Consider the following 21,928-nt stretch of genomic DNA (forward strand, 5'->3'; position numbering starts at 1 on the left):
TAAGTGTCTACGTATCTTGTCGGACGAAGGGGGCCAGCAGTGGCCACTCATCAGGAAAAGCGCGAACCCGCCACCTCCATACGCGCGGGTGAGCTCGAAGTCGGATATATCGATGGCGGCAGTGGTGTGCCGCTCGTGCTCGTTCATGGCGGAGAGAGCGACCGGACCCAGTTCGCGACACTCCGCACGCACCTCGGCGCGGGCATCCGGGCGATCTCCTACGATCAACGCGATTCGGGGATCACCGTGAACCCGCCGCTTCCGTACACGCTGGGCGACCTCGCCGATGACCTCGTCGCCCTGCTGGACGCGCTGGGGCTCCAGCGCGCGCACCTCCTGGGCACTTCCTTCGGCGGCGCCGTCGCGCAGCACGCCGCGCTCCGGCATCCCGGGCGGGTCGCCTCGCTCATCCTGGTCGCCACCACGCCGAGCTACGCGATGTGCGTCGAGGCGGTCGACGAGCTGCTGGGCATGTCCCACGACGACCGGCAGAACGCGCTCTCGGGCTTCTTCCTCACCCCAGAAGGCGAGGCCGATCTGCGTACCCGAGCCGCCCAGACGCTCACCGTCCGCGATCCCGAGCAGAGCGCCCGCCGCCACGCCGTCGCCCGGCAGCACGAGGTCCGCGACCGCCTCGGGGAGATCACCGCGCCCACCCTGATCGTGCACGGCACGGCGGACCGGCTGGCCCCCTACGCCGGCGCCGTTCTGATGGAGCAGCGGATCCCGGACGCCGAACTGCGTTCGATCGAGGGCGGGCGGCACGCGATCACGATGGAGTTCGCGGACTCGATCGGCCGCTGGGTGCGCGAGTTTCTCAAGGTGACGGCCGCGTGAACGGCACCACGCGCGCCCGCGTCCGGGTCACTGGTGACGGCGGCGTGAACGGCGCCACGCGCGCCCGCGTCCGGGTCGCCGCGGCGGGCATCGCCGGGCGGGCTCCGCAGGTGCGCGGCGCGGAGTTCGCGCGGGCACACGTTCAGCGGGGGCAGCGGTGATCGACGCCGCCCGCGAGGTCGCGAGCCGCATGGCCGAGGCGGCCCAGGCTTGGCTGGCCTCCCTGAACGCCGACCAGCTCGCGCTCGCGGCCGGACCACCGCCCGGCGCCGACGGCACGGCCGACGCCGAACGCACCCGCTGGTACTACACGCCCACCGACCACGGCGGCCTCACCTTCCACCAGCAGCGCCCCGCCCAGCACCGGCTGGTGATGCGGCTGGTCGCGAGCGGACTGTCCGAAGCCGGATACACCACCGTCGCCACCGTGCTCGGCCTGGAGAACGTGCTCGACCGCGTCGAGGGCTTCTCGGTGAACTGGGGACGGGAACGTTCCCGCGACCCCGCCATGTACTACCTGAGGGTCTTCGGCGAGCCCGGCGGGCAGCGGCCGTGGGGATGGCGGTTCGGCGGCCACCACGTCTCGCTCAACTACCTCGTCGTGGACGGGCGCGTCGCCGCCACCACCCCGTGCTTCCTGGGCGCCGACCCGGCCGCGTCGCCACTGCTGGGCGGCGCGACGCTGCGCCCGCTGGGAACGGCCGAGGACCTGGCCCGCGAGCTGGTCCGCTCCCTGCGCCCCGAGTCCGCCGCCCGCGCCGTGCTGCTGGGGCGCGCCCCGAACGACATCGTGGCGGGCAACAGCGACCGGATCGGCGACCGCGTGGTGCGGCGCAGCGAACTCTGGCGCCCCGGCCAGCACACCCCGGACGGTGCCGAGAACCCGGCCACCGGCCTCTACGGCACGGACCAGCAGGCCCTGGCCCTCACCCCGGCCCCCAAGGGCGTGCCCGGCGCCGAACTGGACACCACGCAGAGGGAACTGCTGCGCGCCCTGCTCGCCACCTACCTCGACCGCGTCCCCGACGGGCTGTCCCGGCTGCCCCTCTACGACGACCCGGCGGCGCTGGACGCCGTGCACCTCGCCTGGGCCGGCTCCACGACGGCGGGCGAGCCGCACTACTACCGACTGCAGGGCCCGCGGCTGCTCGTCGAGTGGACCAACATCCACCGCGGCGTCAACCACGCCCACGCCGTGTGGCGGGACCCGGAGAGTGACTTCGGCGGCGACGTCCTCGCCGCCCACCACGCCGCCCACCACCGGCCATAGGACGAGATGTGAACGACATGTCCGGTCACCAGCCACCCCTAACCGCCGCAAGCCGCCGCCCGCCGCAAGAACCCATCAGCGTGTACGCGCCGAACCGGCCCACACCGGAGCGGCACGCCAACACGTCCGCACCGGCGAACCCGCGCGGCGCCCGGGATCACGCGGCAAGACAATGAGCACCACCGCACACGGCACCCGCACCAGCGCCACCACCGGCACCGGTTCCAGCACTCGCGCCACCACCGGCACGGGCGCCACCACCACCGGCGCTAGCGCTAGCACCCGCGCCAGCGTCAGCACCCGCACCCGGACCCGCGCCCGCGGGCGGCGGTTTGTGGGGTGGCGGGTCACGACGCTGGGGCTGATGCTCGCTCTCACCTTCGCGACGGGCGTCGTCGACGCTGTCGGGTATCTGCGCCTGGACCAGGTGTTCGCGGGCAACATGACGGGCAACGTGGTCATCCTCGGCATGGCGGCCATCGGCGGGACGGGGCTGCCCGTGCTCGGTCCGGTCGTGGCGCTAGTGTCCTTCGTCGCCGGTGCGGCCGTGGCCGGGCGGGTGCTGCGTACCGCGGCCCCGGGCTGGAGCGGCAGGTGCACGAGTCTGCTGGGAGGTGTCGGGCTGGTTCTGGCCGCCACGGCGGTCGGCCTGGCCGTGGTCGGCGCGGGCAGCCCTGCCGCCCGCGCGTCGATGGCGGCGTCGCTCGCCCTCGCCATGGGGGTGCAGGCGGCGACGGCGCGCCACCTGGGGGTGAAGGACGTCACCACCGTGGTCGTCACCTCCACGCTGACCGGCCTCGCGGCGGACTCGCGGCTGGGGGCGGCCCGCGGTCAAGGGGCACGGCGCCGGGTCGCGGCCGTCGCCCTCATGATCGTCGGAGCGGTCGCCGGCGCGGCACTGTGCCAGGTGCACGAAGGCGTGGCGGTGGCGGTGGCAGCGCTCGTCGTGCTGGTGGTGACCGGCCTAGGCCACGCGTACACCCGCCCGGCAATTCACCCTGACCAGCCCATACCCACGCCCGACCCCACGCCCGACCCCACGCTCTGACCGCCCGCACGCACGACAAGGCACCACACCCCGACCGCCCGCACATCCGGCCCACACCCTGACCGTCCCGTGCTCATGTCCGGCACCACACCCCGACCGCCCGTACTCACGCCAAGGCACCACACCCCGACCGTGTACGCGGCGATCGCCGAGGGAGACCAGTGATGAAGATCCCACGAAGCCCACCGCCAAGCCCGACGACCTGAACCACCGCGCCATCGACGGCCCGCACCCACGCGACCGGCCGTCTCGACCGGCCACCGGCTGCCCGGCGGCTTCGCCCTCGACATCGGCGGCGGCCCGCACGACGCCGGCCGCGGCCGAGGATGCCGCCCCTTCGCGGGACCGATCGTGGCCATCGCGAAGTTCGTCCGGCTCCTGAACAACCTTGGGCCCGCACCGGCACGCCCGCCGCGCGGCGGCGGGTGTGCTCGCGGCGGGCTTCGTACTTCGCGCTCGCGGCGTGAGTACTCCCGGCGAGGCGGCGGCGTTACGCACGCCGCCCACCTCCCTACTCGCCCGGAAACGAGGAAAGGACCTTCCATGACCACACCCCTGGCCCCCCCGATCCGCATGGGGAGGGCCGCTGTCGTGGCTCTCGGCATGCTGGCAGCCGTCACCGGTGTCCTTGAGTCGGTGGTGGCGCCGACGCTCCCGCTGCTGCAACGCGAACTGTCCATCAATCCCACCCAGGGGGCACTGCTCAGCACCGCGATGCTCGTCACCGGTGCTCTCGTCGCGCCCATCGCGGGTAATCTCGGCGACCGTTACGGCGGGAAATGGGTCCTGGTCCGGCTGATGGCGGTGGTCTCGGCCGGGGGTCTGGTGTCCTCGCTGGCGCCGAACATGGCGGTGCTGCTGCTCGGTCAGGTACTGCAGGGCGCGATGGTGGGCACGCTGCCACTCTCGATCATCCTGGTACGCAAGTACCTCTCGCCGGGAGAGTCCCAGGTGGCCATCGGGGTGGTCAGCGGGTTGTTCATCGGCGGCGGCATGCTGGGCACGCTGATCGCCGGGCCGATCGCGGAAGGGCTGTCGCGGCACTGGATGTTCGCGATTCCGACGTTCGCCGTCATCGTGACGACCCTGTTCGTCCAGAAGCTGATGCCGCACGATCCGCCCGCCCGGTCGGACGCCAGGATCGACTGGCCGGGACTGGCTCTCCTGAGCGGCGTTCTCCTGACGCTCATGCTCGGGCTCTCGATGGCCCCCGAGATCGGCAGCCGGCCCGTCCTGCTCGGCGCCGTCGTGGTGCTCCTGGTCGTCCTCGTGGCCGGATGGATCTTCGTGGAACGCCGCTCGCCCGCGCCGATGGTCGATCTGCGGCTGCTCACGAGGCCCGCGATCTGGAGTTCCTACGTGATCACGTTCGCGGTCTGCGTGGGTACCGCGGTGTCGATGTTCCTCGTCCCGCAACTGTTCTCGCTGTCCGCCGACGGGTACGGCTTCGCGGCCAGCTCCACCGACATCGGGCGCTACCTGTTGCCCGGCGCCATCGCGGCGGCGGTCAGCGGGCCGGTGGGCGGGGTCCTGGCGCGGCGGTTCGGCTCGCCCGCCGTGGTCGGCGCCGGGGTCGGCGTCATGGCGGCGACGCTGCTCACGCTGGCGTTCCTGCACAGCGAGGTCTGGCACCTCGTCGTCGCCAAGGCGCTGATCGCCCTGGCCAGTGGTATCTGCATCACGGCGATGGTCGTCAAGACCGCCACCTCCGTCGATCACGGCAACACCGGCACCGCGACCAGCCTGGTCCTGGTGACTCGCGTGATCGGCTTCGCCGCGGGCGCGCAGGTCAGCGGCGCCTTCCTCACCGCCGGGACCGCCGCCGGTTCGACTGTCCCGGCGGAGTCGGCCTACGTCACCGGCTTCGTCGTCGCCGGCGTCGTCACGGCGTTGTCGCTGCTGGTCGTCCGTACCATGAGCAAAGGAGTCAAGGAATGACATCGAGGCGCACGATTCTCGTCTCGGGGGCGAGCATCGCGGGGCCCGCCCTCGCGTTCTGGCTGAACCGCTACGGATACGCGGTCACGGTGGTGGAGAAATCGGGCACGCTCCGTGCCGGCGGTTATCCCATCGACGTGCGCGGCACCGCGCTGGAGGTCGTCCGCAGGATGGGAATCCTGCCGCGGCTGCGGGACGTGCACATCGACCTGCGCCGGCTGACCTTCCTCGACGGGGACGGCGGTGAGGTGGCCTCGATCCATCCGCATGCCGTCAGCGGAGGTGTCGAGGGGAAGGACCTGGAGGTGCGGCGCGGGGATCTGACCAACGCTCTGTACGCGGCGGTCCGTGACGACGTGGAGTTCGTGTTCAACGACTCCATCGACACCCTCGACCAGTCCGGCGACGGGGTCGACGTCACCTTCAGCGGGGGCGGCAGCCGTACGTTCGACATGGTGGTCGGCGCGGAGGGCCTGCACTCGCGCACGCGGGAGATGCTGTTCGGGCCCGAGGAGCAATTTCACCGTTACCTCGGCTACTGCTTCGCGGTGTTCACCATGCGCAACACCTTCGGGCTCTCGCACGAGACCGTCATGTGGAACACCCCTGGCAGGGCCGCGGCCCTCTACGCCGTGGGGGACAACGACGACGTGCACGCCTTCCTGAACTTCGCCCGGCCGCAACCGCCGTTCGACGCGTTCCCGGACCCGGAGGCGCAGCGGAACCTGGTGGCCGAGGTCTTCGCCGACGCGGGATGGGAGGTTCCGGGCATGCTGGCCGCCATGCGCGAGACGGACGACGTGTTCTTCGACGCGGTCAGCCAGATCCGCATGCCCGGCTGGTCCAGCGGCAGGGTCGCGCTGGTGGGCGACGCCGCGTACGCGCCCTCGTTCCTTTCCGGGCAGGGCACCAGCCTCGCGCTCGTCGGCGCGTACATGCTCGCGGGTTCTCTCGTCGGCCGGGACCCCGCGGCGGGCTTCGCCGCCTACGAGCAGAGCACCCGCGAGTTCGTGACCGTGAACCAGGGACTGGTCGGCGAGGGCGGCGCCACGCTCTTTCCGACCACCGCGGAGGCTCTGGAGCAGCGCAACGACAGGCTGCGCAAGCTCAGCGCCATCCCCCCGGCTGAGGGACGACCGGCCCATTCGGCCCTCACCCTGCCCGAATTCACGCCCACGATGACCGGTTGACCCTCACGTGGCGTGAGGCGGCATAGTCGACGCCGTGGAGGATCACTGGACCGTGGGGCACGTGGCCGGGCTGGCCGGCGTGAGCGTCCGCACGCTGCATCACTATGACGAGATCGGGCTGGTCCGGCCGTCGGCGCGGACCTCGGCCGGGTACCGGGCCTATTCGGCGGGCGACGTGGAGCGGCTGCGGGAGGTGCTGGCCTACCGGCGGCTGGGCTTCGGGCTGCGGGAGGTCGCGGAACTGGTCGGCGACCCGTCCACCGACGCGGTCGCGCACCTGCGCCGGCTGCGCGGCCTGCTGCTGGAGCGGCGCGATCGCGCCGGTGCCATGGTGGCGGCCATCGACAGGGAACTCGAGGCACGGGCGAAGGGGCTGAAGGTGACACCGGAGGAACAACTGGAGGTGCTCGGCGCACGGCTGTACGACACGATCGGCGGCGCCTACACCGCGACGCGGCGGACCGACCCGCGCATCGCCGCGCAGATCTGGGACGCCCTCGGAGACGCGCGGACGGTGCTGAACGTCGGGGCCGGCACCGGCTCCTACGAGCCCGCCGATCGCGACGTGACCGCGGCGGAGCCGTCGGCGGTCATGCGGGCGCAGCGGCCCGCCGGGTCGGCGCCGTGCGTGGACGCCGCCGCGGAGAACCTGCCGTTCGAGGACCGGTCCTTCGACGCCGCGATGGCCGTCTCCACCGTTCACCACTGGGGTGACCCGATGGCGGGGTTGCGTGAGATGCGGCGCGTGGCCCGTCGCGTGGTGGTGCTCACCTTCGACACCGACGAGCCGGGATGGCAGGACCGGTTCTGGCTGACCCGCGACTACCTGCCGGAGTTCGCCGGCGTGCTCGCGGAGTTTCCCTCGCTGGCCGCGATGGCCGGCGCGATCGGCGCCCGCGCCGAGCCGGTGCCCATCCCGTGGGACTGCGCCGACGGCCTTTTCGAGGCGTACTGGCGCAGGCCGGGCGCGTACCTGGAGGATCGTGTGCGGCGCGCGATGTCGGTGTGGACGAAGGTCGGGCCGCGGGTCGAGCGGCGGGCGGTGCGCAGCCTCGGCGAGGACCTCGACTCGGGCCGGTGGGACGAGCGCAACGGCGACTTCGCCGGCCTCGACGCGGCGGATCTCGGCCTCCGCCTGCTCGTGGCCTGAACCGTCCCGGCGCGTGTGCCGCTCACGTGGTTCTTGCCCGGTTTCGGGGGCGGGTGCGATGCTGCTCCCCGCGTGATCGCCACCGAGGGGAGTGCGGGATGGGTGACCTCGGGCCGCCGTCGTGGGGAGTCCTGGACCGGGCAGAACCCTTCAGCGACTGCTTCGGCTACGACCGTGGCACGCCCATCGACCGCCGCCACATCGACGCCTTCCTGACGGCCGCCGCCCACCTGATCGAACCACCGCTCCTGGAGGTCGGGGAGAACGTCTACGCCCGGCGGTTCGCGGGCGACACGGCGCGGACCGACGTCGTGGACATCGACCCGGACAACGAGGACGCGACGCTCATCGCCGACCTGGCCGGGCACGAGTCCCTGCCCGCCGCGCGTTACCGCTGCGTCCTGCTCGTCCAGACCCTTCAGTACGTACGGGACCCCCGCGCGGCGCTGGTCAACGTGCGGCGCAGCCTGGTACCCGGAGGCAGCCTGCTGGTGACGGTGCCGGGGATCAGCCGTACCGACCCGGTGGACGACGCCCTCATGGCCGACCGGTGGAGGTTCACCCCGGCGGGCCTGCGCGACCTGCTGTCGGAGGTGTTCGGGCCCGGCTCCGTCCAGTGCCGCGGTTACGGCGGGCTGCGCAGCGCCACGGCCTTCCTGTACGGCCTGGCCGCCGAGGAGAGCGGCCCGCCGGAAGAGGACGGAGGCGGCGCGGAGTTCCCCATCGTGGTCTGCGGCACCGCGCTGGCCGGTCCGTGAGCGCGGAACCGGCGCCCGGGGCGATCGTCATCGACGGGGCCGACGACGACCTGCTCGCGACCCTGGTGCGCGCCCTGCGGCGGTTGTGCGCGGGGGAGCGGGCTCGTCACCTGCGGGCGCCGCCCGTCCTCGCCGCCGCGGTGGCGGAGCGGGCGGGCTACGCCGCGTCCTTCCCGCATCTGCTCGCCGCGGTCAGCCAGAACGGCGCCGCCACGGACCTGGTGCTGACCCCGGCGGCCTGCCACCACGTGTATCCGCGCTACGAGGGCCGCACCCTCGCCGGCCCGGAGGAGCTGAGCGTGGTCGCCGACTGCTTCCGCCAGGAGGCCACGACGGAGCCCGGCCGCCTCAGATCCTTCCGCATGTACGAGACGGTCCGGCTGGGGACACCCGAGCAGTGCCTGACCTGGCGCGATGACCGCCTCGACCGGCTCACGCGCTGGCTGGAGGCCGTGGGCGTGCGGCCGGAGGCCCGCCCGGCGAACGACCCGTTCTGGGGACGGACGGGTAAGCTGCTCGCCGCCGCGCAGCAGGCCGACGGGCTCAAGTGGGAGCTCACGGCCGACGTCGCCGGAGGCGTCCGTCAGGCGGTGGTGTCGGTGAACTACCACAAGGAGCACTTCGGGGCGGCGTTCGGCATCCGGGCCGCCGGCGGTGCGCCCGCCCACACCGCCTGCGTCGGCGTCGGCCTGGAGCGGCTGCTGCTGGCCCTGCGGCACGCCCACGGCCCCGATCCGGAGCACTGGCCCGCCGGGGTGGCCGCCGCCCTGACGCCGTAGCCGCGCGCCGTAGCCGCGCGCCGAGGCCGCGCGCGCCGAGGCCGTGCGCCGAGGCCGTGCGCCGGGGCTTGGTCAGGTCGTCTCGGCCGCCTCGCGCAGTGTCGTGCGGACAGCCTCGCCCAGCTCCGCCAGACGGTGGAGCGGGAGCTCAAGCGCGGTGACCTCGTCGGCCCAGGGAGCGATCCGCAGGACCAGGTCGCGGGCCTGCCGCTTGGTCAGCCCGTCATGCGCCCGGATCAGCCCTTCCCGCCAGGTGTTGATGAGCTTGCCGTGGGCCCGGTCAAGGAGCCGGCGCAGCAGGAGCTCGGCGGGGTCATCGGCGGGCGGACGCCGTACCGCGTCGATGGCGGTGTCCTGGACGGTGATCGTGTAGACCGGCGACAGCAACGCGGCGGTCTCCGTCACGTCGCCCGGGGGCTCGGCGGGGAAGGCGCGGACGTGGCCCGCCCTGGCCGCGAGCAGCAGGCGGGGCAGCGCCGTCTCCAGGCCGGCGGGTACGGCGACGGCCACCCGCTCCGGCGCGGCGGCGTACGGCTTGGCCAGCCAGGTCGCCAGGCGCACCCGCGGCGTCTGCGGCAGGAAGCCGGCGGGCCAGTCGCCCACCAGCAGCTCCGGGGCGAAGCCGGCGGCCTGCTTGAGCAAGCGCTCGTCCCCCGCGCCGGCCTTGCTCTCCACCGACTGCGGCCCGTGCGTGTAGATGGCTGCGGCGAACCGCTCCACCCGGGCGGCCACGGCCGGCTTGGTCTTCGTGGTGGGCCGCAGGATGTAGAGGTCGGCGGCCGACCCGATGGCTTCCGCCCCGAAATAGCGATTGAGGTCGGGATACATGGCCTCGTAGGCAAGGTTGAGGTCGTGCAGGGACGTCTGCACCTTCAGGGCGAGCATCGGCGTGCGCTCGCTGGCCCCGTACGCCAGCATCACCCGCCCCTGCTCCGGATCCCTGAGCCCCTCCACGCACCGGGCGACGAACAGGCCGATGCCCTCCGGGGTGTAGGGCGGGTCCGTCACGGTCACGTCGGCGTACCCGTGGAGAGAGGACGGCAGGCTCAGCCGCAGGTCGGCCCACCGCGTACGCACCCACAGGCCGAGGTCGGCCGCGCACCGGTCGATGTAGGCCAGGATGCGCTCGTCGATGTCGGCCACCGCGATGTCCACCTCGGGGTAGAGGGAGGCGATGGCGAGCGAGGTCAGGTCGTGGTCGCCGACGCACAGCACGCGCGCCCCGGGCGGCCAGGATCGCGCCCCGAGCAGCAGCGCCCGCCGCACCACGGTCTCCGGGGTGGCCGAGACGTGGTCGAGCGACTGCCGTGCCCGCGGCGCCCCCGCGATCAGCTTCCCCATCCGCTCCACCAGGTCCGCGTGGCCGGGCAGGAGATGATCGACGGGCCCGGCGGCGCTGACGGGAGGGTGACCGGCGCCGAGCAGGTCGCGCACCCGATCGGGGGACAGGCGGTAGCGGTCGCCGGAGCGTTCCGGGCTCACCTCGCGGAGCATGGCCTCGATCGAGCGCCTGGAGACGGCCGTCCGCCGCACCAGATCGGGAAGTGCCCACCACGAGCCGTCGCCCAGCACGGTCAGCACCTCGCCGGCGCGTCTCGGGTCCAGGCCGGTCGCCGCCGCCAGGTCGCGTACGTTCTGCTCCTCGTCCACAGCGGAACCCTAACGGGGGTCGCGGGTATCCGCGATCAAGCCGCGGAGCGCCACCAGCGCTCGACCGTCTCGCGGGTGGCGGCGAAGTGCTCGCCGGCGTAGCGGACCGCCGCCTCCGTTCCGTCTCCACGTGCCCCTGTCCCGGCGCGGGGCAGCGCGCGGGCGGCCGCGTTCAGGAAGCCGGAGATGTCGTCGTCCGTCAGCGCCGCCGAGGGCATGAACCGCTGGCCGTACGCCATCGGGTAGCCGCTGTCCCGCAGCGAGGCGAAGAAGCGCCGTCCCAGGTCCGGATCGGCGAAGACGACGTCGAACATGGTCGGCCGGGCACGCGCCCACGCCGCCACGGCCGCCTCGTCGAACAGGCCGTCCAGCCCACGCATGAGCCGCTCGCCCGCCGCCCGCATCGCCTCGACCACGACCCCGCCGGCACTCGCGTCGAGCGTCGCCAGCGCCGCGGCGAAGGGCGTGGTCTCCCTCTGGTAGGTGTTGCCCAGGTGTGTACGGCGGGCCGCCGCCATGACCGCGGAATCCCCGGCGACGGCCGAGAGCGCGAACCCGTTGGCCAGGCCCTTGCTCAGCGTGATCAGGTCGGGGGTCAGCCCCGCCGCGGCGTGGTAGCCGCCCCAGGCGTAGCGGAAGCCGGTCATGACCTCGTCCACGATGACCAGGCCGCCGTGGGCGCGGGCGATGCGCTCGACCTCGCGGGCGAACGCGGGCGGGAAGACGTTCACCTCGGGTGTCACGATCACCGCGGCCAGGTCGCCGCGCCCGCGCGCCAGCCGTTCGAGCAGGTCGAGGTCGTAGCCGAAGTCCGCGGTGTCGGGGTCGCGGTCGGCCAGCCCCATCGCGGGGCGGTACTGCAACTGCCAGTCGTGCCATCCGTGGTAGCCGGAGGTGAGCACGGTACGGGCGCCGGTGTGCAGCCGCGCCAGGCGGACGGCGGCGGTCGTCGCGCAGGACCCGGTCCTGAAGAACTCGACGGCCCGCGCGCACGGGAAGATCTCGACGATCCGGCGGGCCACCTCCTCGCGCAGCGGTGAGGTCGCCTCCGGCAGGATGCCCCCGCGGTGCATCTCCGCGACCGCCGCGTCCACCACCGGCCGGTACCCGGCGCCGAGCGGCGCGGCGCCGCTGCACGACGACAGGTCCACGTGGCAGCGGCCCCGCGTGTCCCACACTCGCGTGCCGGAGGCGCGCTCGAAGGCCGGTCCCGGGCCGGGCGAGGCCAGCGCGCTCGCCCGCCCGTCCTGGGCGATGGACGTGGCAGTCGTTCTGGCCATGGGTTCTCCCTCGAATCAGATGGTGGCCGTCGCGAGGTCCCGGGCGATCCGCCGGGCGATCCGGGAGGCGTTCGCCAGGATGGTGAAGGTCGGATTCACCCCGCCGGGATAGGGGAAGAACCCGCCGTCCACCACGTAGACGTTCTCCTGGTCGTGGATCCTGCCGTCGGCGTCGACCACGGAGGTCCTGGGGTCGTCGCCCGCCCGGCATCCGCCGTGCAGATGGCGGCTGCCGCGTTCGTATCCGGATGCTTCGAGCCGGATATCGGCGGCGCCCGCCTGCGCGAGGAGTTTCTTCGCCTTTTCCGCGAGGTAGCGCAGCCGTGCCGCGTCCAAGGGATGTGTCGCGTATTCCATCATCAGCTGTGGTGCGCCGAGTCCGTTCTTCTTTTTGGACAGGCGTACGCGATTGCGCCACATGGGCTGGTCGGCGGCGAGGTAGTGCACGCGCAGCGGCAGCTTTCCGTCGCGGGGGGCGCGTTCGGCGGGGCTGGCCTCGTACAGGATGCCGCCCAGGCCTTTCGGGCAGGCGTCGTCGAGGTAGTGGTCGGAGAAGGACACGGTCGAGAACGGCCCGCCGGCGTTGTGGGCGCTCCGGGTGGGTGTGGCGACGGTGCCGGCCGCGTACCCGCTGACCTTGAAGCAGAGACCGCGTCCCACGACGTCGTGGCGATTGCCGAGGCCGGCCGGGGACCAGCGTGAGGGCGAGCGCAGGAGAAGGGCCGAGGACTGCACGGCGTTCGCGGCCAGCACCACGCACCTCGCCCGGGTCGTGTGCCGGACCTCGGCGCGCTGGTCGAGCCATTCGACCGCGCTCACCCGGTCGCAGGCGGAGGCGCGCACGCGCAGCGCCCTGCTCCCCGTCGCCACGACGAGCGAGCCCTCCTCGACGGCCGGGTCCAGGAGGGTGGCGACCACGTCCGCCTTCGCGCCCGTGGGGCAGGCGTGTTCGTTGCAGGGCCCGCAGCGATGGCAGGCGGGGCGGCCGCGGTACTCGGCCGAGTTGATGAGCAGGGGCGTCGGAAAGGGGCGCAGGCCCAGGTGGCGGCCGGCGCCGGCGAGCAGGCGGCCGGGCGGGCTGTAGGCGTGCGGCGGCAGCGAGGCGGGCGCGCCGTCGGGTTCGAGCGGGTCGGCGCCGCGGGTCCTGGCCACGCCGAGCAGGCGTTCCATCTCGTCGTAGTGCTCGCGCAGGTCGGCGTACGCGATGGGCCAGCGGGGATCGAGGGCGTCGGCGGCGACGTGCTCGCGGGCGTCGAAGTCGACGTGCCGCAGCCGGAATCCGATGCCGGCGAACAGGCCCATCCCGCCACCCAGGGCCCGCGCGGACCACGGGCGCCCGACGAGGGCCGGCCGGCGTCGTCCGAGCCGGGCGAGCGCGGGCTCCCATCCGGGTTCGAGGGCTTCGAGCGTCGCGCCGGGGCCGACCCTGTCGCCCTCTTCCAGCAGCAGCACCCGCAGGCCGCGCCGGGCCAGTAGGTGAGCCGTGACGGCCCCGCCGGGACCGCTGCCGATGACGCACACGTCGGCCGAGCGATAGACGGCCGAGGCGTCCCGCACAGCGCTCACCCGCCCCCCGGAGTGCGTGATCTTCGCAAGGGTCACAGGTTAGCAACGAACCCGGCGATCACGTCAAACAGCTCATTATTACCATGCGTCACAATTGCTGACAGATTGCGGTAGTTCAAATATGGAGCAATATGCGGGAATTCCCGGGAAACGGATCGACCGCAGTGGGGGTTATGGACTGAGTGCGATCTTGTGTGCTCTTATATGGCCCTCGCAAGCCGTCGTCCACACCGTCGTGGGCTAGCACCGGTGGCCGTCTCACACACCGGGAGTAACGTGGGAGTTGAATCGGAACGCGACAACGACGACACGCGCCAGGTATACGCGCTGCATATCAAGCTTCTGAAAAGGGGAGACTCGCCACGCCTGCTCGGCGTGGACGAGGAACACGTCCGCCGGCTGGCCGCCGTCGAGACCGAGCTCCCGCCCATCCTCGTGCACCGCGAGACCATGCGCGTCATCGACGGGATGCACCGGCTCGGCGCCGCCATACTCAACGGCCGGCAGATGATCGACGCGCGCTTCTTCGAGGGCGGCGAGGAAGCGGTCTTCCTGGCGGCGGTACGGGCCAACGCCACCCACGGCCTGCCGCTGTCGCTGCAGGACCGGCGCGCGGCGGCGCTACGCATCATCGAATCCCACCCCGGCATGTCCGACCGGTCGATCGCCGAGGTCACGGGGCTGTCGGCGAAAACGGTGAGCGGACTGCGCCGGTGCTCGACCGTGGATTTCCCACAGTTGAACGCCCGCGTCGGCAAGGACGGCCGCCGCCGCCCGCTGAACGCCGAGGAGGGCCGGGTGCGCGCGGCCCTCGTGATCGCCGCCAACCCCGATGCCTCCCTGCGGAAGATCGCGCAGGACGCGGCGGTCTCGGTCGGCACCGCGCACGCCGTACGCCAGCGGATCCGGCGTGGTGAGGACCCCCTGGCGGCACAGACCGCGGAACGGCACGCCGACGCCCCCGACACCGCGAACACCACCAAACGCCGCCGCCCGGAGCACCGGACCACCGATGTGGTCATGCGGCTGCAGTCCATTCAGCGCGACCCGTCGCTACGGCTTTCCGAGGCGGGCAGGCACCTGCTCCGCTGGATGCACATCCACGTGACGGCCAAGGACATGCAGCCGAACCTGCTCGACGCGGTCCCCTCCCACCTGGCTCCCATCGTGGCCGACCTGGCGCTGCAGTGCGCGGAGATCTGGATCGACTTCGCCCATGACGTACGGGAACGCCTCGATGACCAGGCGGAGGGCCCGCCGCACTCCCGCTCGCAGGCAAGGGGGCAGTAGTGGAACGACGATCGGCCGAGTTCACCGGGCAGAGCACCGGATCGGGACCCGCCACCTGCGGGCAGGTGTCCATGTGGCTGGACATCACCGGCAAGGACCCGAGCGAGGCGTTCTTCAACCCGTCCGGCGAGGTGGAGATACCGTCCGGGCTCACCGTCGAGGACGTGCTGGACGAGCTGGGCGCGCTGATGTGCCGGCACGAGTCGCTCCGCACCTTCCTGACCGAGGACGCCGGCGGCCGGCTGACGCAGACGGTGACCGGCGCGGGCCGGCTGCCGGTGGACCTGGCCGACCTCGGCGCCGACGGCGAGGGGTTGTGGGCGGCGCTGGCCGGACGCCGCCAGGTGGTGGAGCGGTTGCCGTGGGACCTGTCCGCTGAGCTGCCGTTACGCCCCACGGTGTTCCACCGCGCCGGCGAGCCGCTGGCCGTCCTGCTGAGCGTCGCGCACACGGCCGCCGACGGCACCGGGGTACGCAACCTCGTCGCCGACCTCGCCACGATGATCGAGGCCAGGGCCAAAGGCCTGGACCGGCCCCCGCGGCCCGCCGCCCGGCAGCCGCTGGAGCAGGCCCGCCACGAACGCTCCGGCGAGGGCGCCCGGCGGCTCGCGGGCGCGCTGGACCACTGGCGCGCCAGGCTGGCCACGGTGCCGCCCACGATGTTCCCCGCGGCCGCGGCGCCCGGCCCGCCCTCCTACCACGCGGCGGTCCTCTTCTCCAGGGCCGCCGATCTCGCGCTGAACCTCCAGGCGAAGCGTCACGACGTCAGCGGGACGGCGATCCTGCTCGGGGCCACGGGGCTGGTGCTCGGCGCGTACACCGGGATGCCGGTCTGCGCCGTCCAGCTCATCTGCGCCAACCGCACCCGGGAGCCGGAACGGCGCGCCGTCGCCTGCATGATCCAGGGCGCGCTCGTCACGCTGGACCTGCGCGGGGCGAGTTTCGGCGACGTCGTCACCCGGGCCTGGACGGCCTCGCTGCGCGCCTACCGCAACAGCCTGTACGACAAGCGGGAGCTGCGCCGGATCATCCGGTCGGCCGAGGAGGAACGCGGCGTACCGCTCGACCTGTCGTGCGTGTTCAACGACATGCGCGAGGAGACCCGCCCGGACCGGCGGCTGATCGGCTCCGCCGACGAGGCGGCCGTGCGGCACGCGCTGCGCGACAGCCTCATCCGGCCGGAGCCCGCGGTGGAGCAGGAGAAGTTCGCGCTGTACGCCGAGGACACCCCCGAGATGCTGCGGCTGACCCTGCACGCCGACGCCCGCTACCTGGACGCCGGCGCCCTGCGGGACGTGCTGCTCGGCATCGAGCGGCTGCTGGTCGAGTCGGCGTTCGGCGAGGTCCGCCTGGACGAGGTGGGCGCGCTGACCGGCATCGCCCCGCCCCGAGCGGAGGCGACGGCGTGAGCGTGCCCGGCGGGACGCTGCGGTCGCTGCGGCTGATCCCGGACGAGGCCCGCAACCCGGAGGTGCCGTGGAGTTCGGCCGAGCGAGAATACGGCCTGCCCCCCGACGTCCTGCGGGCCATGGTCGCCGCCGGGCTCGGCGGCCCGGACGGCTTCGACCACTTCGACCTGCTCAACGTCTCACTCGACCTGGGCGTGCGTTCCCTGTGGACGTTCGGCCCGCCCTCATGGGCGAAAGGCCTGCGCGCCGGTACGGCCACGCGCGCCGAGATCGAGTACGTGCCGGAGTGCGCGCACGAACCAGGCGAGGACCGGGCCTGCGACTTCCACGTCCTGCTGCCGACCGGATGGGCCCCGTGCCCGGAAGGCTCGGCCGTCGCTCACTTCGACCTGCCCGCCGCCTGGCCCAAGCCGGAGCCGCCCGCCGCCGAACTGCTGGAGGAGTTCGGCCGCGTCCGGTTCGTGCGCCTGCCCATGACGGTCGGGCTCGACCCGGACTTCGTCGGGCGCACCGGCATCGCGGACTGCACGGGCGGCTCGCTCTTCCTGGTGCGGGAGGGGCGCCGCCGCGGCCTGCCGATCCGCCTCGCCCAGGGCGTGATCATCTCGCCGCCGTTCTCCGTCCTGCACTACTGGGCGGAGATCGAGAACGACGGGGTGTGGGTGCCGCACGATCCGCTGATCGTGGGGGCGATGCTGCGCTGGGGGCTGCTCGACCCCGCCGAGTGGGGCGTGCTGAGCTCCACCGGCGCCGTCCTCGCCCGCATCTCCGGGGAGATGGGGCCCGTGGGACTCGACGCCGGCCGCCCGGCCGGGGTGTCCTTCGCGACTGTTGTGCAGACCGGACCGAGAGGATGAACGCGGTGCCTGCGAGAGCCGTACACGGTGACGAGCGAACTCACGTGGAGCGCCGCGTGCGCGACCTGCTGGTCAGGAAGGACCTGCTGCCAGGCGTCATCGAGTCCGCCGACGCCGGGGCCGACCTGTGGGAGCTGGGGATGGAGTCGCTCGCCATGGTGGGCGTCATGGTCGCGGTGGAGGACGAGTTCCGCGTCGAGTTCCCCGACGAGATGCTCACCCGGGCGACGTTCCGGTCGCTGGCCGTGATCACGGACGCGGTCATGGGCCTGACGCACGGGAAAGACCGCCCATGACCGGAGATCCGCGGCGGACCTGCCGGGAACTGGCCGATGGGGTGCTGGCCGAGCACGCGGCGGCGGTCGACAGGGACGCGCGCTTTCCCAAGGAGGCGCTGTCGGCCCTGCGCGCGCACGGCCTGCTCGCCGCCGCGGCCCCGGTGGAGCGCGGGGGTCTCGGCGCGGACGTGCCCGCGCTCGCCGGCATGGCCGCGGCCCTGGCGCGCGGCTGCGGCGCCACCGCCATGATCTGGGCGATGCACCAGGTGCAGCTCGCCTGCCTGCTGGCCGGCGAACAAGCGCCGGAGCTGCGCGAAGCCGTGACCAGGGTGGTACGCGACCAGCTCCTCATCGCCTCCGCGACCAGCGAGGCGGGCATCGGCGGCGCGCTGCGCACCAGCTCCTGCGCGGTCGAGCGCGACGGCGCCGGCGCCCGCCTGGACAAGCGCGCCACCACCGTCTCGTACGGCGTCGAGGCCGACGCCCTGCTCGTCAGCGCCCGCCGGGGCCCCGGCTCACCGCCCAGTGACCAGGTCGCGGTGCTCGCCGACTCCGCGCGTACGCGCCTGGAGGTCCTGGGCGGCTGGAACCCCCTCGGCATGCGCGGCACGTGCAGCCCGGCGCTGCGGGTCCGCGCCGAGTTCGAGGAGTGGCGGATCCTGCCGGTGCCGTTCGGCGACCTCGTCGCCCGGGTCATGACCCCGCTGTCCCACGTGCTGTGGTCCGGGGTCTGGTACGGCCTGGCCGCCGAGGCCGCCGACCGGGCCGTGCGCCACGCGAGGGCACGCGGGGAGGCCGCGGGGCCGCCGAGCGCGAGCCTGGCCGAGACGCGCTGGCGGCTGGCGGGCCTGGAGGCGCAACTCGACGCCGCGGCCAGGGACACGCAGGACGTCATGACCGGGACGGCGGAGCCGACCGTCGCCTTCACGCTCCGGGTCAACGCGCTCAAGCTGGCCGTGTCGCAGGTCGCGGTGGACGTCGCGCTGGCGGCCATGCGGGCGTGCGGCATGGCCGGCTACTCCGAGGAGGGCCCCTTCTCCGTGGCCCGGCTCCTGCGCGACCTGCTGTCCGCGCCCCTGATGATCAACAACGAGCGCCTGGTGGCCATCAGCTCCCAGCTCGCCCTCGTGGCCAGGGAGCGCTGATGGTCGAGACCCGGTCCCATGCGCTCCCGCCCGGCGAGACCTGGGCCCACGTGCTCCCGCCCGGCGAGGCCTACTCGCCGGCCAGCGGCGGGTCGCTCGGCACAGTCGCCGCCGAGCTCACCCGCGAGCACACCAGGCACGGCGGCGCCACGGTGATCGTCGCCGACCGCGGCGAGGAGCACACGGAGCGGGAGGCGCGGCTGCTGGCCTACCACAGCCCCGGCGAGACGCTGGAGGAGCACGAGCGGCGGGAGGACGACGCGTCGGCCGGGCGGGGCGAGCGCCGCGCCCACTACGCCAGGTTCTTCCGGCCGGCGCTGGAGGCGCTGCCGGCCGGCTTCGACGGACCGGTCGTGCTGCACAACGCGGTCGCCGCCGTCCCTGAGCTGCGGCGGACGCGACCGCGGGCGCGGGTGTGCCTGTACCTGCACGCCGACATGTTCCGTTCGTTCCCGGCGGCCGAGCGGGCGCGTGTGGTGGCCGAGGCGGACTTGGTGGTGTGCGTGAGCCGGTTCGTGGCCGAGCGCTTCCTCGACGGGACCGGCCTGCCGCTGTCGGCCGTCGCGGTGGTGCACAACGGGCACGACCCGGCCAGGTTCCACCCCGGCCCGCGGCCGGACGGGGAGGCGCCTGTCGTGCTCTTCACCGGCCGGCTCGCCCCGGAGAAGGGGCCGATGGCGCTGATCAACGCCTGCGTGGAGCTGGCCCGCGCCGGCGCCCGATTCCGGCTGCGGATCGTGGGCAACGCGGAACTGCACGCGTCCTCGGCGCCGGACCGCTACGAGCGGCAGGTGAAGCACCGCGCCTCCTTGCTGGGTGACCGGGTGGAGTTCTCGCCGTTCGTGGACCGCGCCGTCATCGGACAGGTGTACCGCGAGGCCGACGTGCTGTGCGTGCCCTCGCTGTGTGAGGACGCCAGCCCTCTCGTCCTGACCGAGGGCCTGGCCAGCGGCCTGGCCTGCCTGGCGAGCGCGCGCGGGGGAGTGCCGGAGGTGGGGCGGGACGCGGTGCGCTACTTCGACTACCGGCGGCCCGGCGACCTCGCCCGGCAACTCGGGCGCCTGGTCCGCGAGCCGGGCCTGCGGGCCGAGCTGAGGCGGCGGGCGCTGGGCCGCGGGCGCGAGCTGACCTGGGAGAGCCGCTACCGCCTGCTGCGGTCGCGGCTGGCGGGAGTGGTCCGGTGAGCCGCACGGTGCTCGTCGTGTCGGCGCATCTCGATGACGCCGTGCTGTCGCGTGGCGGCACGATCGCCGCGCTGAACGCCCGAGGAGCGCGGGTCGTGGTGGTGACGGTGTTCGCCGGGTGCGCGGGCGATCCGATGCCGCCGTTCGCCGGGCAGTACCACGGCTGGTGGCGTAAGGCCTGCCCCGCGATCGGCGGCACGGCCGCCGACGGCATGCGGCTGCGCCGTGAAGAGGACCGGCGGGCCTGCGCGGTCCTGGGCGCCGAGCCGGTCCACCTGGACTTCCTGGAGGCGCTGTACCGGCGCGGCCCCGGCGGGTCGCCCCGCTGCGCCGTGGGCGACGACCTGTTCTCGCCGCCGGGGCCGGGCGACCTCACGCTGGTGAAGGCCGTCGCCGCCGAGCTGGTCGAATGGATCTCCCGGCTGGCTCCGGACGAGGTGCACGCGCCCGCGGCGGTGGGCGGTCACCTCGACCACGTGCTGACGGCACAAGGCTGCGCGGCGGCCCTGCGGGACGTCGCGGACGGGCCGCGGGCCCGCTGGTACGAGGACCTTCCCTACGCGCTCGAACAACCCGCTCACCGTCCGGCGGCCGTCGAGCCCCTGACGGGCGACGACTGGCGGCGCAAGATCGAGGCCGCCGCCGCGTACCGGTCACAGCACCCCATGCTCTGGGACGACGACTGGCCGGACCTGTTGCTCGCACACGCCCGCGCGGCCGGCGGGGACAGCCCGGCCGAACGACACTGGGACGCCGCCCCGCCCCCCGATGGAGATCATTGACATGTCCGCCAAGCCCGTTGATAACATCCTGCCCGACTCCGGAGCCGGAGGTCCTATGGCACCGTCCCCGTCCGTGCGGTCCTTCGACGTCTCGCCCGGCCAGGCCGCGTGGCTGCCCGCCGCGGCCGGGGCCCTCGCCGCCGACGGCGCGGTGCTGCTCACCGGTACGGGCCTGGCCGGCATGGCCCGCGAGGTCGGTGCGCGCATGCTCGCGGAGGTCCCTGTGCTGGTGGACCACCACGACGTGCTCAGGGCCTACGACGACGGCCACATGCGGCACCGGCCGCCCGGCGGCGGCGACGGGCACGTGGCGGCGTTCCTCGGCCATCCGGCCGTGCTCGCCCTGTGCCGCGAGCCGCTGGCCGAGCCCCGCGTGCTCAGCTACCACGGGCACACCGTGCTGCCCGGCTCCCGGCCGCAGCCGGTCCACGCCGACTGGGAGCCGCTGTGGCCGCGGAGCGTGGCCGCGCACCCGCCGTTCATGCTGGCCGTCAACATCGCCCTGGTGGACACCGGCGCGGACAACGGCAGCATCGAGGTCTGGCCGGGCACTCACGAACTGGCCTCCCAGGACGTCTACCGTCCCGGCTCGCTGTGCGTACGCGAGGAACTCCTGGAGGAACGGCGGCGGGCACGACCACCCGAGCGCGTCGCGATGCGGGCCGGAGACGTGCTGGTGCGCGACGTGCGCTTGTGGCACCGGGGCACCACGAACACGACCGGCACGGCCCGCCCGATGTTGTGGCTGCTGCTGGCCGCGTCCTGGCTGCGCGCCGAGCCGTCGGTCCTGCTGGAAGCGGAGGTACGCGGCGAGGTGGAGGCGCTGGCCGTCGAGGTGGCCGCCGAGTACGTCGGTCACCCGGTCGGCGCCCTGTCGGAAGGCGGGGCGGAGTGAGCACCACTCAGGGAGGGCATGTGCCGTACGAGGTCCGTCCGATCACCGAGCGGGACGTCGAAGAGGTGCTGGTGCTGTGGGGCCTGAACGCCGGTGAGCATGTGCCCCTGCTCTCCTACGATCGCTGGGGGCCCGGCGTGGCCGTTCCGGCGCGGCCCGAGGTGACGGAGGTGGAGGCGTTCACCCGCGACCCGCTTGAGGGCACCAGGGATCTGCTGCGGGCCGCGCTCACCGACGAGCTGTCGTTCTGCCTGGTGGCCGGCACCGGGCACGAGCTGGAGGGATTCCTGAGCGGGGAGATCCACACCCAGTCCGTCAACGACTTCCGCATCGGCTCCGTCCGCGAGTTCTACGTCCGGCAGGAGAGCCGGCGCCGCGGCATCGGGTCCGCGCTCGTCGAGGCGGCGATCGCGGAGTTTCGCCGGCGCCGGGCGCGGATGTTCCGCGCCGAGGTCAACCCGACCTGGAAGGACGGCATGGCGTTCTGGCGGGCGCGGAGCGCGTGGCTGCAGGACGCCGTGGTGTTCAACCACTACGAGTGAGCATTCATCCGCGAAACGCCTGGGGAGCATGATGAGCCTGCAGAACGACGGCGTCACGGTGGTCGCCGAGGACTCCACCC

At 73.3% G+C, this 21,928-nt stretch carries 21 protein-coding genes; 18 read left to right on the forward strand and 3 right to left on the reverse strand.

What is annotated here, in order from left to right; translation table 11 throughout:
- The first annotated feature begins 39 nt into the window (after window positions 1–39).
- From ACFWYW_RS17075 to ACFWYW_RS17115, 9 genes are all read left to right on the forward strand, one after another.
- Window positions 40–837: an alpha/beta fold hydrolase gene (locus ACFWYW_RS17075; RefSeq protein ID WP_379610235.1), complete on the forward strand. Its 798-nt coding sequence runs from the start codon at window positions 40–42 to the stop codon at window positions 835–837.
- On the forward strand, window positions 834–998 hold the full coding sequence (locus ACFWYW_RS17080; protein ID WP_379610234.1) for a hypothetical protein: 165 nt from the start codon (window positions 834–836) through the stop codon (window positions 996–998). Before ACFWYW_RS17075 ends, ACFWYW_RS17080 begins: the two co-directional genes overlap by 4 nt.
- A complete protein-coding gene (locus ACFWYW_RS17085; RefSeq protein WP_379610233.1) occupies window positions 995–2,107 on the forward strand; it encodes a DUF3500 domain-containing protein in 1,113 nt (370 codons plus the stop codon). The genes ACFWYW_RS17080 and ACFWYW_RS17085 overlap by 4 nt, the downstream gene beginning before the upstream one ends.
- Before the next feature lie 172 nt (window positions 2,108–2,279).
- A complete protein-coding gene (locus ACFWYW_RS17090) occupies window positions 2,280–3,155 on the forward strand; it encodes a YoaK family protein (protein WP_379610232.1) in 876 nt (291 codons plus the stop codon).
- A gap of 543 nt (window positions 3,156–3,698) precedes the next feature.
- A complete protein-coding gene (locus ACFWYW_RS17095) occupies window positions 3,699–5,093 on the forward strand; it encodes an MFS transporter (protein WP_379610230.1) in 1,395 nt (464 codons plus the stop codon).
- On the forward strand, window positions 5,090–6,283 hold the full coding sequence (locus ACFWYW_RS17100) for an FAD-dependent monooxygenase (RefSeq protein WP_379610229.1): 1,194 nt from the start codon (window positions 5,090–5,092) through the stop codon (window positions 6,281–6,283). Before ACFWYW_RS17095 ends, ACFWYW_RS17100 begins: the two co-directional genes overlap by 4 nt.
- 34 nt (window positions 6,284–6,317) lie before the next feature.
- Entirely contained in the window at window positions 6,318–7,433 is a 1,116-nt protein-coding gene (locus ACFWYW_RS17105; protein ID WP_379610228.1) for a MerR family transcriptional regulator, read from the forward strand.
- 98 nt (window positions 7,434–7,531) lie between these two features.
- Entirely contained in the window at window positions 7,532–8,191 is a 660-nt protein-coding gene (locus tag ACFWYW_RS17110) for a methyltransferase domain-containing protein (protein WP_379610227.1), read from the forward strand.
- Window positions 8,188–8,970 (forward strand): hypothetical protein, encoded by a 783-nt coding sequence (locus tag ACFWYW_RS17115; RefSeq protein ID WP_379610225.1) that lies wholly within the window; start codon window positions 8,188–8,190, stop codon window positions 8,968–8,970. Before ACFWYW_RS17110 ends, ACFWYW_RS17115 begins: the two co-directional genes overlap by 4 nt.
- A 72-nt stretch (window positions 8,971–9,042) precedes the next feature.
- On the opposite strand, the gene ACFWYW_RS17120 is transcribed toward ACFWYW_RS17115, so the two are convergent.
- Genes ACFWYW_RS17120 through ACFWYW_RS17130 form a run of 3 tightly spaced genes read right to left on the reverse strand, consistent with a single transcriptional unit; the run spans window position 9,043 to window position 13,466 of the window.
- Complete coding sequence (locus ACFWYW_RS17120) at window positions 9,043–10,620, reverse strand: bis-aminopropyl spermidine synthase family protein (protein ID WP_379610224.1); 1,578 nt, start codon at window positions 10,618–10,620, stop codon at window positions 9,043–9,045.
- A gap of 35 nt (window positions 10,621–10,655) precedes the next feature.
- Window positions 10,656–11,900 (reverse strand): aminotransferase class III-fold pyridoxal phosphate-dependent enzyme, encoded by a 1,245-nt coding sequence (locus ACFWYW_RS17125; protein WP_379610222.1) that lies wholly within the window; start codon window positions 11,898–11,900, stop codon window positions 10,656–10,658.
- Between the two features lie 15 nt (window positions 11,901–11,915).
- Window positions 11,916–13,466: an FAD-dependent oxidoreductase gene (locus ACFWYW_RS17130; RefSeq protein ID WP_379610221.1), complete on the reverse strand. Its 1,551-nt coding sequence runs from the start codon at window positions 13,464–13,466 to the stop codon at window positions 11,916–11,918.
- A gap of 276 nt (window positions 13,467–13,742) precedes the next feature.
- On the opposite strand from ACFWYW_RS17130, the gene ACFWYW_RS17135 reads away from it, so the two are divergent.
- The 9 genes from ACFWYW_RS17135 to ACFWYW_RS17175 all read left to right on the forward strand — a co-directional run bounded on the left by ACFWYW_RS17135 (window position 13,743) and on the right by ACFWYW_RS17175 (window position 21,848).
- Window positions 13,743–14,756, forward strand: coding sequence for a streptomycin biosynthesis regulator (locus ACFWYW_RS17135; RefSeq protein ID WP_379610220.1), 1,014 nt, complete (start codon window positions 13,743–13,745; stop codon window positions 14,754–14,756).
- Entirely contained in the window at window positions 14,756–16,165 is a 1,410-nt protein-coding gene (locus tag ACFWYW_RS17140; protein ID WP_379610219.1) for a condensation domain-containing protein, read from the forward strand. The genes ACFWYW_RS17135 and ACFWYW_RS17140 overlap by 1 nt, the downstream gene beginning before the upstream one ends.
- The gene (locus tag ACFWYW_RS17145; protein WP_379610218.1) at window positions 16,162–17,022 is read left to right on the forward strand and encodes a hypothetical protein; all 861 of its coding nucleotides are present in this window, start codon (window positions 16,162–16,164) and stop codon (window positions 17,020–17,022) included. The genes ACFWYW_RS17140 and ACFWYW_RS17145 overlap by 4 nt, the downstream gene beginning before the upstream one ends.
- A gap of 56 nt (window positions 17,023–17,078) precedes the next feature.
- The gene (locus ACFWYW_RS17150) at window positions 17,079–17,318 is read left to right on the forward strand and encodes an acyl carrier protein (protein WP_379610217.1); all 240 of its coding nucleotides are present in this window, start codon (window positions 17,079–17,081) and stop codon (window positions 17,316–17,318) included.
- Window positions 17,315–18,445: an acyl-CoA dehydrogenase family protein gene (locus tag ACFWYW_RS17155; RefSeq protein WP_379610216.1), complete on the forward strand. Its 1,131-nt coding sequence runs from the start codon at window positions 17,315–17,317 to the stop codon at window positions 18,443–18,445. Before ACFWYW_RS17150 ends, ACFWYW_RS17155 begins: the two co-directional genes overlap by 4 nt.
- A complete protein-coding gene (locus tag ACFWYW_RS17160; protein ID WP_379610215.1) occupies window positions 18,445–19,629 on the forward strand; it encodes a glycosyltransferase family 4 protein in 1,185 nt (394 codons plus the stop codon). Before ACFWYW_RS17155 ends, ACFWYW_RS17160 begins: the two co-directional genes overlap by 1 nt.
- Window positions 19,626–20,411: a PIG-L deacetylase family protein gene (locus tag ACFWYW_RS17165; protein ID WP_379610214.1), complete on the forward strand. Its 786-nt coding sequence runs from the start codon at window positions 19,626–19,628 to the stop codon at window positions 20,409–20,411. The genes ACFWYW_RS17160 and ACFWYW_RS17165 overlap by 4 nt, the downstream gene beginning before the upstream one ends.
- 73 nt (window positions 20,412–20,484) lie before the next feature.
- Window positions 20,485–21,306 carry a phytanoyl-CoA dioxygenase family protein gene (locus ACFWYW_RS17170; RefSeq protein ID WP_379610213.1) on the forward strand — a complete coding sequence of 274 codons (822 nt, stop codon included), beginning with the start codon at window positions 20,485–20,487 and terminating at the stop codon, window positions 21,304–21,306.
- A gap of 20 nt (window positions 21,307–21,326) precedes the next feature.
- Entirely contained in the window at window positions 21,327–21,848 is a 522-nt protein-coding gene (locus ACFWYW_RS17175) for a GNAT family N-acetyltransferase (protein ID WP_379610211.1), read from the forward strand.
- Window positions 21,849–21,928: the final 80 nt, after the last annotated feature.

It is taken from the genome of Nonomuraea sp. NPDC059023, assembly GCF_042740095.1.
Lineage (GTDB): Bacteria > Actinomycetota > Actinomycetes > Streptosporangiales > Streptosporangiaceae > Nonomuraea.

Coding starts and splice junctions, on each gene's coding strand:
- ACFWYW_RS17090 (WP_379610232.1), top strand. CDS start 2,280: ATGAGCACCACCGCACACGGCACCCGCACCAGCGCCACCACCGGCACC.
- ACFWYW_RS17160 (WP_379610215.1), top strand. CDS start 18,445: ATGGTCGAGACCCGGTCCCATGCGCTCCCGCCCGGCGAGACCTGGGCC.
- ACFWYW_RS17125 (WP_379610222.1), bottom strand. CDS start 11,900: ATGGCCAGAACGACTGCCACGTCCATCGCCCAGGACGGGCGGGCGAGC.
- ACFWYW_RS17155 (WP_379610216.1), top strand. CDS start 17,315: ATGACCGGAGATCCGCGGCGGACCTGCCGGGAACTGGCCGATGGGGTG.
- ACFWYW_RS17100 (WP_379610229.1), top strand. CDS start 5,090: ATGACATCGAGGCGCACGATTCTCGTCTCGGGGGCGAGCATCGCGGGG.
- ACFWYW_RS17095 (WP_379610230.1), top strand. CDS start 3,699: ATGACCACACCCCTGGCCCCCCCGATCCGCATGGGGAGGGCCGCTGTC.
- ACFWYW_RS17110 (WP_379610227.1), top strand. CDS start 7,532: ATGGGTGACCTCGGGCCGCCGTCGTGGGGAGTCCTGGACCGGGCAGAA.